10 protein-coding genes are annotated in these 12,487 nt (G+C 48.2%); 1 reads left to right on the top strand and 9 read right to left on the bottom strand.

Annotation, left to right across the window (positions count from 1 at the left end):
- Window positions 1-7 precede the first annotated feature (7 nt).
- The 6 genes from AC6I3O_RS11900 to AC6I3O_RS11875 form a co-directional block, all read right to left on the bottom strand.
- The gene (locus tag AC6I3O_RS11900; RefSeq protein ID WP_497851064.1) at window positions 8-787 is read right to left on the bottom strand and encodes a hypothetical protein; all 780 of its coding nucleotides are present in this window, start codon (window positions 785-787) and stop codon (window positions 8-10) included.
- A 3-nt stretch (window positions 788-790) separates the two neighbouring features.
- The gene (locus AC6I3O_RS11895) at window positions 791-1,303 is read right to left on the bottom strand and encodes an RNA polymerase sigma factor (RefSeq protein ID WP_497851063.1); all 513 of its coding nucleotides are present in this window, start codon (window positions 1,301-1,303) and stop codon (window positions 791-793) included.
- A 224-nt stretch (window positions 1,304-1,527) separates the two neighbouring features.
- The gene (gene carB, locus AC6I3O_RS11890; protein ID WP_497851062.1) at window positions 1,528-4,746 is read right to left on the bottom strand and encodes a carbamoyl-phosphate synthase large subunit; all 3,219 of its coding nucleotides are present in this window, start codon (window positions 4,744-4,746) and stop codon (window positions 1,528-1,530) included.
- 3 nt (window positions 4,747-4,749) lie between these two features.
- Window positions 4,750-5,817, bottom strand: a complete 1,068-nt coding sequence (locus tag AC6I3O_RS11885; protein WP_497851061.1) for a carbamoyl phosphate synthase small subunit — start codon at window positions 5,815-5,817, stop codon at window positions 4,750-4,752.
- A 311-nt stretch (window positions 5,818-6,128) separates the two neighbouring features.
- Complete coding sequence (locus AC6I3O_RS11880; RefSeq protein ID WP_497851060.1) at window positions 6,129-6,845, bottom strand: SLATT domain-containing protein; 717 nt, start codon at window positions 6,843-6,845, stop codon at window positions 6,129-6,131.
- Between the two features lie 151 nt (window positions 6,846-6,996).
- Complete coding sequence (locus AC6I3O_RS11875) at window positions 6,997-8,262, bottom strand: peptidoglycan-binding protein (RefSeq protein WP_497851059.1); 1,266 nt, start codon at window positions 8,260-8,262, stop codon at window positions 6,997-6,999.
- Window positions 8,263-8,413: 151 nt separating this feature from the next.
- On the opposite strand from AC6I3O_RS11875, the gene AC6I3O_RS11870 reads away from it, so the two are divergent.
- Window positions 8,414-9,637 carry a transglutaminase domain-containing protein gene (locus AC6I3O_RS11870; RefSeq protein WP_497851058.1) on the top strand — a complete coding sequence of 408 codons (1,224 nt, stop codon included), beginning with the start codon at window positions 8,414-8,416 and terminating at the stop codon, window positions 9,635-9,637.
- 127 nt (window positions 9,638-9,764) lie between these two features.
- Here AC6I3O_RS11870 and AC6I3O_RS11865 read toward each other — a convergent pair whose 3' ends face one another.
- From AC6I3O_RS11865 to rseP, 3 genes are all read right to left on the bottom strand, one after another.
- The gene (locus AC6I3O_RS11865) at window positions 9,765-10,889 is read right to left on the bottom strand and encodes an aldo/keto reductase (protein WP_497851057.1); all 1,125 of its coding nucleotides are present in this window, start codon (window positions 10,887-10,889) and stop codon (window positions 9,765-9,767) included.
- A 15-nt stretch (window positions 10,890-10,904) separates the two neighbouring features.
- The gene (locus tag AC6I3O_RS11860; RefSeq protein ID WP_497851056.1) at window positions 10,905-11,279 is read right to left on the bottom strand and encodes a MerR family transcriptional regulator; all 375 of its coding nucleotides are present in this window, start codon (window positions 11,277-11,279) and stop codon (window positions 10,905-10,907) included.
- 175 nt (window positions 11,280-11,454) lie between these two features.
- On the bottom strand, window positions 11,455-12,486 hold the full coding sequence (rseP, locus tag AC6I3O_RS11855; RefSeq protein ID WP_497851055.1) for an RIP metalloprotease RseP: 1,032 nt from the start codon (window positions 12,484-12,486) through the stop codon (window positions 11,455-11,457).
- Between the last annotated feature and the right edge of the window lies 1 nt (window position 12,487).

The raw sequence follows: 12,487 nt of genomic DNA, 5'->3' as shown, positions 1-12,487 counted from the left end.
TCCTACTTTACATGAATCTTTCTCCGACTTCCCCGCTCTCCTTCACCCACCTGCCGACTGACAGGATAAACAGCGGAAACAGGCCTGACATAAGCAGCATCCATAACCTGACATTGCCGTAAAGAACCGGCTTCATGCCATACAAGACAATGAATACAGCCCCAAGGCAGACACAGTACCCCTCACACGCACCGACTCTTCCGGCCACTTCCTCCCATCCCTCCGTATGCCTGATAATCTGCACGCATCCCGTACATGCCGCAAGCAAAGGAAAGACAAAATACACGGCAAGGCTCACGGCAGGCATGCCCGCCATACCCACTGACAGGCCTACGCAGAATACAAAAACCGCCAGGTATTCCACAGCAAGGATTATCAGCTTTGCCATAAGAAGCCTTGGAAGCGAGATTCGCGACGCCATCTCAATCTCATGCATCTGATAGCGGTACGACGTCAAAAGAAGGGGTATAGAAGCCATCACCTGCATAATCGCAAAAACCCCCAAAAGCAGAGGAATATGGCGGATACATAAGCCTTCGATATCTTTGCCCGTCGATAGATACCCTATCCCGAACATGGCAAATGCAGCCGCTCCCTGTGTCAGCCATAAATTCTTACCCATAAACCGAATCTGCCGGAGTATGAATTCAATGAATCCGATTCTTTTCTTCTTCCTCTGCATGGCCTGCATATTTCCTATCAATAGCAAGAGTTCTTCTTTATGCGTCCGGACGTCAGCGTCAATCTGTAAAGCAATTTTCAATTCTTCCTGCAGGTTTCCCCTCATACCTCACACCTCTCCTTCCATCTCACATTTCATCATCTTCAATGCTCTCCTAAGCCTGGACTGCACCGTCCGCATAGGCTGTTCCGTCACCATGGCAATCTCCCTAAGCGTCAGCTCCTGTGCAAATTTCAGGTACACAATCTCCCTCAATTCTTCCGGAAGATTCCGCACCATATACTGAAAATTCACCTGAGATTCCGATCTTGCAAATCCGGTTTCCAGAAATTCCACATCTTCCGGCAGCTCTACGGCCTTTCTCTGCCTCCACAAATCCGTACAAGTATTAGATGCCACCTTATACAAAAATCCCCGGAACTTCCCTCTGTCCCGGTACTGCGGGAAATAACGGATAACCTTGAGAAATGTCTCCTGGACTGCATCCCGTGCAGACTCCATGTCCGGCGAATGGTAGACGCAGTATCTCAGGATATCCTCGTAATACATGGACACCAGCTCTTCCCAACACGATGCATCCCCCTGCCTGAGCCGGTGCAGCAATTCATTTTCACGCGTCAAAATTCTTCCTCCTTGTGTGAGCATGCTCCTCTACGATACATAAACTGTTTATCCCTGTAACACAGGTATCAACAGAATTCCTGAGGAAATGAATACATTCGGGCGTCCCCTATGATAGATAACGTACTATAATAAGAAAATGATTTCAATCTGCAAAAAAAATAAAGCAACATCATTTTTACTTCGATGTCGCTTTATCTTTCATCTTCTATTCCATCCTGCGCTTATATCTTTGCAATGTCAACTAACGTTAATTTCCTGATATCCGTATTCTCAAGGCTTGCAATCAGCGCCTTCGCAGTGTCAATCGCCGTCAGCACATTCACTCCTGTCTCAATGGCATTCCTGCGGATTACGAATCCGTCCCGCGCCCGGTCTGCTCCCTGCTGCGGCGTGTCGATGACAAGGTCAATCTTGTGTCCCAGAATCAGATCCATAAGGTTCGGGGACTCCTGCTCAATCTTTCTGACCATGTTCGCTTTCACGCCCCCGCGCTTCAGCGCGTCCGCAGTCCCCTCTGTGGCGAAGATGCGATAGCCGATTTTCTGGAATCTACGCCCGATTTCCACCGCCTCTTCCTTATCCTCCTCCCGCACGGTGAGAATCATATTCTTGTGCTTAGGCAGACGAATCCCGGCGCCTAAGAATGCCTTATACAGCGCCTCGTCAAATGTCCAGGCAATCCCTAAGCATTCCCCCGTGGACTTCATCTCCGGCCCAAGGCTTATATCCGCCCCGCGGATTTTCTCGAAGGAGAATACCGGCATCTTTACCGCGAAATAATCCGCCTCCGGCTGCAATCCCGGCGTATACCCAAGGTCTCTTATCTTCCGTCCGATGATTACCTTTGTGGCCAGCGGCACAATCGGTATTCCCGTCACCTTACTGATATAGGGAACCGTCCGGCTGGACCTTGGGTTTACCTCTATGACGTAGACCTGCTCCCCGCACACGATGAACTGGATATTAATCAGTCCGATGACGTGCAGCGACTGTGCCAGTTTCCGTGTATAATCCTCGATGGTACGTTTCGTCTTCTCGGAAATGCTTTTCGCCGGATATACGGAAATACTGTCGCCGGAATGGATTCCCGCCCGTTCGATATGTTCCATGATACCGGGAATCAGGATGTCTTCCCCGTCGCAGACGGCATCCACTTCTATCTCCTTTCCCTGCAGATATTTGTCCACAAGAATCGGATGGTCTTGCGCAATCCGGTTAATGATTCCCATAAATTCCTCTACGTCGTGGTCATTGATGGCAATCTGCATTCCCTGTCCGCCGAGTACATAGGAGGGCCTTACCAATACCGGATAGCCGAGCCGGTTCGCCACCTCTTTTGCCTCACCGGCGGTAAATACCGTGCCGCCGCTTGGCCTTGGGATGCCGCATTTTTCCAGAATCTCATCGAATAATTCCCTGTCTTCTGCCGCGTCTACATTTTCCGCAGAAGTACCAAGGATTGGGACGCCCATCTTCATCAGAGATTCCGTCAGTTTGATTGCCGTCTGCCCGCCGAACTGGACCACCGCACCGTCCGGTTTCTCCAAATCCACGATATGCCCTACATCCTCCGGAGTCAGCGGCTCGAAATACAGCTTATCCGCAATATCAAAATCCGTGCTTACTGTTTCCGGATTGTTGTTTACGATGATAGTTTCATATCCTTCTTTAGAAAATGCCCAGGTGCAGTGTACGGAGCAGAAGTCAAACTCAATTCCCTGTCCGATCCGGATTGGCCCGGAACCGAGTACCAGAACCTTCTTTTTCCTCTCCATGTCTGTATTCTCTTTTTTGTCCCCGCTTGCCTCGTTCTCACTGCCGAACACAGAATAGTAATATGGCGTCTCCGCCGCAAATTCCGCCGCGCAGGTATCCACCATCCGGTAAGCCGCAGTAATCCCAAACCTGCGCCTCATATCACGAATCTGTCCTTCCGTCTTTCCGCTAAGCCTTGCAATCACCCCGTCCGGGAACTCCAGCCTTTTCGCCTCTCTAAGTAATTCCTCGTCTAATTCTCTATCTCCAAGCTTCTGCTCCATTTCCACGAGAACAGCAATCTTATCGATGAACCACAGGTCAATCTTCGTAATCCTGTGAATCGCCTCATAGGAAATGCCCCTGCGTACTGCCTCGGCAATCTTCCAGAGGCGGGTGTCATCCACCACCGCCAGCTCTTCCAACAGTTCTTCCTCGTCAAGATGTGAGAAATCATAGGACATCAGGCTGTCCACATGCTGCTCCAAAGAACGGATCGCCTTCATCAGCGCCCCCTCAAAATTGTCGCAAATGCTCATGACCTCCCCTGTCGCCTTCATCTGCGTGGTCAGGGTGCGCTTTGCACTGATGAATTTGTCAAAGGGCAGTCTTGGGATCTTCACCACACAGTAGTCAAGCATGGGTTCAAAACTGGCATAGGTCTTCTTCGTGACTGCATTCTTGATTTCATCCAGCGTATATCCAAGGGCGATCTTCGCCGCCACCTTGGCAATAGGATAGCCTGTCGCCTTGGATGCCAGCGCGGAAGAACGGCTGACACGGGGATTCACCTCGATTACACAGTACTCAAACGTCTCAGGATGCAATGCATACTGCACGTTACATCCTCCGGTGATATTCAATTCACTGATAATGTTAAGGGCTGATGTCCTAAGCATCTGGTATTCTTTATCCCCAAGGGTCTGTGAGGGCGCCACAACGATACTGTCTCCTGTATGTACGCCTACCGGGTCGATATTCTCCATATTGCAGACCGTGATACAGTTTCCCTTGCAATCCCGCATCACCTCATACTCAATCTCTTTCCATCCGGCGATGCACCGCTCCACCAGTACCTGTCCCACCCGGGAAAGGCGCAGCCCGTTTTCCAGAATCTCCATGAGCTTTTCCCTGGTTTGTGCAATACCGCCGCCGCTGCCTCCAAGGGTATACGCCGGGCGGAGTACGACGGGATAACCAATCTCCTCGGCAAATCTCACGCCTTCTTCCACAGATTCCACCACAAGGGACGCCGCGCATGGCTCTCCGATTCTCTCCATAGTGGTCTTAAATTCCAGACGGTCTTCCGCTTTCCGTATGGTCTCAGACGTAGTACCGATGAGGGCTACGCCCTGTTCTTTTAAAAATCCATTTTCCTCAAGCTCCATGGCAAGATTCAGCGCCGCCTGCCCGCCCAGGGTCGGAAGAACACTGTCCGGCTTCTCTTTTAAAATCAACTGCTCTACTACTTCTACGGTCAGCGGCTCAATGTACACATGGTCTGCGATATCCTTATCCGTCATAATGGTTGCCGGGTTAGAGTTAAGGAGCACTACCTCAAGCCCTTCCTCCTTCAGGGAGCGGCATGCCTGTGTACCGGCATAGTCGAACTCCGCCGCCTGCCCGATGACAATCGGACCGGAACCAATGACCAGAACCTTTTTAATTGCGTTATTCTTTGGCATAATTTACGCTCCTTTCATCATTTCCAGAAACCGGTCGAACAGATAGCCGGTATCCTGAGGGCCTGGGCAGGCCTCCGGATGGAACTGTACGGTGAAAATCTTCTTTCCCTCATAGGCAAACCCTTCATTCGTCCCGTCGTTGACGTTGACAAATGCCTCTCTTGCAACCGACGGATCCATGCTGGCAGCATCCACGGCGTAACCGTGATTCTGGGAAGAGATGTAGACACGTCCGGTCTCTAAATCCTTCACCGGATGGTTTCCGCCCCTGTGCCCGTATTTTAACTTATATGTCTTGCCGCCCTTGGCAAGTGCCATGAGCTGATGGCCAAGGCAGATGGCAAAAATCGGGATATCCGTGTCATATAGTTTCCGGATTTCTTCTATAATAGATACATTGGTCTCCGGATTCCCCGGTCCATTGGACAGCATGATCCCATCTGGATTTGACGCTATGATTTCCTCTGCGGGCGTATGGGCAGGGTAGACCCTTACTTCACAGCCACGTTGATTCAAAGAGCGGGCGATATTCTTTTTCGCGCCAAAATCCAGCAGGGCAACCTTAGGTCCGTCCCCCGGCAGTACATACTGTTCCTTACAGGTCGCCTCGGATACTGGGTCTCCAATCTGGTATCTTTTTAATTCCGGCAAAATCTCGTGTAAGTCGTAGTTCTCATTGGTAGTAATCATGCCGTTCATCGTGCCCTTCTCGCGCAGACGTTTGGTCAGGGAACGGGTATCGATTCCGGCGATTCCCGGAATATCCTGCCTGCAAAGGAAATCCGGAAGGCTTCCCTGGCAACGGAAGTTGCTGGGCATCCTTGAGATTTCCCGCACAATATAGCCGTCCGGCCATGCACGATCAGACTCCATATCCGGCGTAATACCATAATTCCCAATCAGGGGGTACGTCATCACCACGGCCTGTCCGGCATAGGAGGGGTCTGTCAATACTTCCAGATAACCTGTCATCGAAGTGTTGAACACAATCTCGCTGACCATATCCCTCGGGGAACCGATGCTTGTCCCCGTAAAGACTGTTCCGTCTTCCAATATCAGAAATGCTTTCATATGTATACCTGTTCCTTTCTTAAATTGTATATTCTTGCCCTGGCCAAGCAGAAATAGCCGTCAATTACTCCTGCGTCTCCGCAAAAAAGGCAGTATGTGCATGCACAACTGCCTTATTATACATACCATCCTCTCCGAAATGACTCTTATAACAGGTTCCGGATAGACTCTTGGACTCCTTTGTCCACTCAAAATAATTGTCTGTCAACCAACAGGTCAATGACCTGCACACGCTTTTTGCGTATTGACTTAATTATAGCAGTAACGGCTTGGCGTGTAAAGAGAATTTATTCGGATAATTATCTCCCACTTTAAGATAAAAAAGATTGTATTTTTGTATATCCATTCGGAGACGCACCCATACATAAGATAAAAATTATGATTGGTACTACAAATAGTACAAACTCCCAAAGGCTTTCAAATATTATTTTTCCTTCTTCAACCACCACATTAATTTCACTTATATAATTATTCACAACTTTTTCTTGATTATTATATTCCTCTAATTCCTCCTCCCCTTTGGGTTTACTGATTTTCTTTTTATGTTGTTTCGTAAGCCAATTAATTCCAAATTCTTTACATAAATGTTTTACCGTAACAAAGAAATCAACGTCTTCCCGCCGCTCAGTAGTGTCCGTAATTTTATTATATTTTTTAATACATTCCTGCAAGTTATCATTAGCTAAATCTCTTTTTATTGTCTTTAATTTATTAAGAGCTTCCTCCACATTGGAAATACGGACAGCATAATTAGCGCTGTTATTTATTAACGAATATGCTAACATTACAACTGATAATATTATCCCAAAATATTCAGCCAAACTCGAATCAAAAAAATCAGGAAAATATTTTGCCGTCAACGTATTAATTATTAAAAATATACTATAATATATTAAGACAAAATTAGAAACTTTTTGTTTGCGGCTCAGCCTTTTTATCATATTTGCGTAATTACTTTGAGTAGTATCAATTATTTTTTTCCATTTCTTTTTATCATAATTTCCCTTTTCTGGTTCCCCGCTTTCCATTTTTCCTCCATGTTCATTAACCCTACTTTGAAAAACTAATTTTATCATATACCATTATTCGACAGATTTCAACATTTTCATAAATCAGGCTAATATATTGTACGAAGAAAAACCGCCCCTGTACTTTCAGGAACGGCTATAAAAGTTTTCATCAAACCAATTCTGCAATCCGTGATACGCCCACGTAGATTTCAGAGATCTTATACCAAGTCTTATAATCCGTGATTCCTGTGGCGGGCAGACCAAAAACGGACTGAAATTTACTGACCGACGCGGTTGTGGCTGGACCGTAGATTCCATCAACATTTACTCTGGGGATTGCAGGGTATGCGCCGGCGATTACATTGATTTGTTCCTGAAGCTGGCGTACTTTGCTGCCGCTGGAGCCATTTTCCAGATTATATCCCGGCCAGGAAGACGGGATGCCGGAAATCGCCTCTGCAGTGTTAATGTACATGTTGTCGCCGTAGAAGTAGCGCAGGATTTCAATGGGAGAATATCCCTGGTCGCCGAGGGATTTACTGCCCCACTGGGTCATCCAATTCGGACACTGCACCTGCCTCCCGTCGCAGTATTGGGTTAAAATCGGCTGTTTCACGTTCGGCCGCGACAGATAATCCGCAAACAACTCATCCACAATCACAGATATGGTATCAAAAATATTCCTCTCTGGAATCCATTTATGGTCGAAAGCAGTAGACGAAGTAATCGTAAATTCATATCCCTGATTACGATACCATTCCGTAAACACCCGGTTCAAAGTAAACGACATAATCGCCAGCACGTTCGCCCGTATCGTATCCGCCGGCCAGGTCGCATAAATCTCACTAGACGCCACATTCTTAATATAATCCTTATACTTCACATAATAATTCCGCGCCGTAGTATCCCTTGGGCTTCCGTCATGCACAACAATATACTCCGGCACCACCACCCTGCTTAGGACAATCTCGCCCGTCTCGTTCATCGGCTTAATCTCATCCTCCGGAATCTTTGCCGGATAGGAGCCATAAAGCGTATGTGCAGGAATCACAAAAATCTCCTCCGACGGGTCTGTGGTTTCTAACGGGCTTAACGATATGTTCTGAATCGCCGTGACGGAAGACAGAATCTCCGCCCCGGCGACGCTGACCGGCTCATACCCCGGCGCTTCCACCCGCAGGGTATACTCCGAATAAGGCTGTATCTCATTGTCCACATCCAAACTATACTCCAAAGGCGGCGCATCCAGCTCAATGGTCTCCGTCTGCCCGGAGGAGTCTGTGGTCAGCTTCTCTAACTGACTGTCCGGCACTCCCGTATAAGAAATGGATATTGTCGCGTCAGCCACGGGATACGCCGTAATCTCCGACGTAAGATTCACCTTGAGTTTCCCTTTATCAGGAGTATCCTGCTGGGTCGCTTTCATAACATTCATAGCAATACCTCATAAAAGACTTTCTTGCGATTAGAATATGAGTCCGGCAAGAAATCGTTACCGATATTGTATATTTCGGGAAAATTGAATATAATATAGAGTATCGACGGTTGAGAGGAACTGTTTAGAACTGATACGGCAAGGAGCAGGTATGAAGAAAAGACGAAGAAGAAAACGGGGATGCTTACAGGCATTTGCAATGATAGGCGGGCTGTTTTGCATAGCGGTTGCATCATTTAGCATCGCCTATGGCATCGGATTCAAGCCAGACGTTGTAAAAGAGATTGAACGGGAACTGACTGCCCCCGAGGAGATTCCATTTCAGGAAGTAGTAATCCAGGAAAATGAAATCGGCCAAAAGTACTACTATCGTCAGCTAGACGAGGAAGAGAAGCTAATCTACCGTGAGATTCTGGAGGGAGTCCGTGTAAATACCGAGGAAATCTATATCCATTCCTCTGACGCGGAACGGTCCAATGAGATATTCCAGTTTATCTTAAAAGACTGCCCGGACATTTTCTGGTGTGACGGCACCATATCTGCCACCAGCTACGAAGGGGCAGAACCCTACACGGTACTCAAGCCCACATATACTTATGGCGGCGAGGCAAAAGAACAGATGAAGGCGCAGATTGAGGCGCAGGCGTTCCAATGCCTGTCTGGAATCCCGTCGGATGAATCAGACTACAATAAGATCCTGTATGTCTATGAGTATATCGTAAATACGGTGGATTACGACTTAGAAGCCCCCGACAACCAGAATATTTACAGCGTGTTCATCCATCAGCGTTCCGTCTGTGCCGGGTACTCCAAAGCGGCGCAATATCTGTTAGAGCAGCTCGGCGTGTTCTGTACCTATGTAACAGGGACAACCAGCGGCGGGCAGAACCATGCGTGGAATCTGGTGAAATGCGAGGGAGACTATTACTATATGGACGTAACCTGGGGCGACCCGGTCTTTCAGGCTTCCGAGGGGGAGGAAACCAACCAGTTCCAGTTAATCAGCTACGATTATATGCTCTGTGACGATACGGAACTTATGAAAAACCACACCCCTGACCGTGACGTTGTACTTCCGGCATGTACGGCAATGAACCGGAATTACTACATGATGAATAATATGTACTACACGTCCTACGACCCGGATCTGGTCTTGATGCGGATGAATAACGTAACCTCAAAGGGAGGGAACCCGACGGTGCTTAAATTCGCCAGCGACGCACTCTACGAAGAAGCCCATGACGACGTGTTCCAGAATGTCATGAAATCTGCCGCCCAGAACCTTGCAGACTGGTACGGGCTTACCGAAGTACGGTATCAATATATGGATGAACCGGATTTGAATAAAATTACGATTTATTGGCAGTATGATTAGTCATTCGTACCCTTGGGTATACAAATAAATGGATAGCAGGAAATGAAGAAGGACGCCGCAAAATACAGCTAATATAGCTATTTTGCAGCGCCCTCATTTGATTGCCAAAAAGAATTCCCCTTTACCCTTACTTCAGCATTCCCGCAAAATCCGCCAGCGTCTCCGAAATCTTAATCTGCTGTGGGCAGACAGCCTCACAGCTTCTGCATCCGACACATGCAGACGGCAGTTTGTCCTCCGGCACAGCCATCAGCGCCATAGGCGCGATAAACCCGCCGCCGGTAAATTTATGCTCATTATACAGCTTCAACATGGATGGAATGTCAATCCCCTGGGGACAATGAGACGTACAATAACGGCACGCCGTGCAAGGCACGCCATTTACCATTTTGTCCGCAATGCCAAGCAGTGTCTCCATCTCTTCCGGATTCAACGGCTTCTCACTCTCAAATGTATGTATATTCTTCTCAAGCTGTTCAAAGTTCGACATCCCGGATAAAGTCACCACTACATTTGGAATAGACTGCAGGAAACGGAACGCCCACGCCGGAACCTCTTCCTCAGGGCGAAGGGCGGCCAATTTCTGCGTATTCTCCTCAGAAAGGGAGGCAAGCATGCCGCCCCTAAGGGGCTCCATTACCCAGATTGGAATCTTATATTCATTCAGCAGCTCCACTTTCGCTTTCGCTTCCTGGAAATCCCAGTCTACATAATTAATCTGAAGCTGGCAAAATTCCATATCCTTCCCATAGGCTTCCAGAAAACGCTTGATGACATCGTAGCTTCCATGGGCTGAGAATCCCAGATGCCGAATCCTTCCGTTCTCCTTCTGCCTCATCAAATACTCATAGATTCCATATTTCTCATCCAGATATTCATTGATGTTCATCTCACAGACATTGTGGAACAGATAGAAGTCAAAATACGAAACCTGGCATTTCTCCAACTGCTTCTCGAAAATCTCCTCCACCTTAGGCATATTTGCAAGGTCATACCCCGGGAACTTCGACGCCAGATAAAACTTCTCTCTTGGATATTTACTTAATACCCGTCCCATCACAAGCTCAGAATTCCCACCATGATATCCCCATGCCGTGTCAAAATAGTTAATCCCCTTTTCAAACCCATACGCTACCATCTTTGCCGTTGCCGCCTCGTCGATGTTCTCATCCTTGCCGTCAACCAGCGGAAGGCGCATTGCACCCATGCCCAGCGCTGATAATTTCAAATCCTGAAACTCCTTATAAACCATAGCCTTCATCCTCCTTTAATCCCAGACCAGCCTGCCTGTCTCCATCGCTCTGTCATAACAGGAAATCTTATACTCCAGCCGTTCCATTGTGTTCTGGATTGCTTTAAGCTGAACGGTAAGCTGCTCCTTCTGCTCTAACAGAAGCGCCCGCCGGTCAGGAATGGTTACGTCCCCCTGCCGGCTCAACCGGACATACTCCGCTAACGCCGGAAGCGGCAGCCCCGCCCCGCGCATACATCCCGCAAGCTCCACCCAGCCGCAGTCCTCCTCACTATAGTCCCTGACCCCGCTTTTCGTTCTGCGTACCGGAGGGATAACCCCGACCCGTTCATAGTATCTTAATGTATCCTGTGAAATTCCATATCGTTTACTTACTTCTGAGATGGTCATAACTTTCACCTCTTCTTTTCAGTGTTTTCTCCCGTCTTTCCAGAACCTTCCAGCCACCCCTCTGCCAAAAAAGAAACCCTTCATGGCAATCCGCTAAAGACACTATACCATCTGGAGTTTACTCTAAGTCAATATATAATTTAAAAATATTTCCCAAGGCTATGTCTGCACAAACTTAAAAAAACACCCTCCGTATGTCGTTGAACATCACGAACACCATCAGCGCCATCAACACCACAATCCCAATCATATGCACATACCCTTCCTTCTCCGGCGGAACCCGTTTCCTGCGGACTGCCTCAAGGAACAAAAATACCAGCCGTCCGCCGTCCAGAGCCGGAAGAGGCAGCAGGTTCATCACGCCTAAGTTCGCCGACAGCATGATTGCAATATTCAGAAGCTCCACCAGCACGACAAAATTTCCGTAAGACCGGCTCTCCTGATAGGTGTCTTCCACCACGTCCACAATCCCCACCGGCCCGGTCAGGTTGTTGATGCTGACCTTTCCCGTGACCAGCATCTTCAGGCTCTCAAGGGTCGTGCTGACCCAGTATTTCACAGAGTAAGCCCCATACTGCACAGCCGTTAAGAAGCCCGCCTTCCGATACCCCTCGGAAGTAATACCAAGCCAGCTGTACCCCGCTTCCTCGTCTTTCTTAGGAGTCAGCGTAACCGTGTACTTTTCCCCGCCGCGGCTGTAGGTAATCTCCACGTCCTCCCCCTGATGGAACTGGTTGTATATGGAAATCTCCCGAAAGATGTGAATCCGCTTGCCCCCCATCCGCTCAATCCTGTCGCCCTCAAGAAGCCCTGCTTTTGCCGCCGGGAACCCTTCCTCCACGGCTCCAACCACAGGACGGTCATAACCAATCATCGCCGTCAGGACGATGGCAAATACAAACGCCAGTATAAAATTGAACACAGGTCCCGCCGCAATCACGGAAATCCTTGCCCACACAGATTTGTTATTAAAATTATTGGGCGAATCCGTCGCTTCCTCGTCCTCACCCATGGCGCAGAATCCACCGATTGGGAAGAGCCGAATCGCATATTTCGTCCCCTTATACTTCTTAGAGTACAGGGTCGGGCCCATTCCAAGGGCGAATTCATCTACATCAATACCATTCTTCTTTGCCAGTAAAAAATGTCCCAGTTCATGAAAGAATACGATAAAACTAAAGATTATGATTGCTAATATAATACCCAAA

The sequence above is a fragment of the Sporofaciens sp. St.21A7 genome (assembly GCF_059728535.1).
This window is presented reverse-complemented; position numbering and strand designations above follow the sequence as displayed.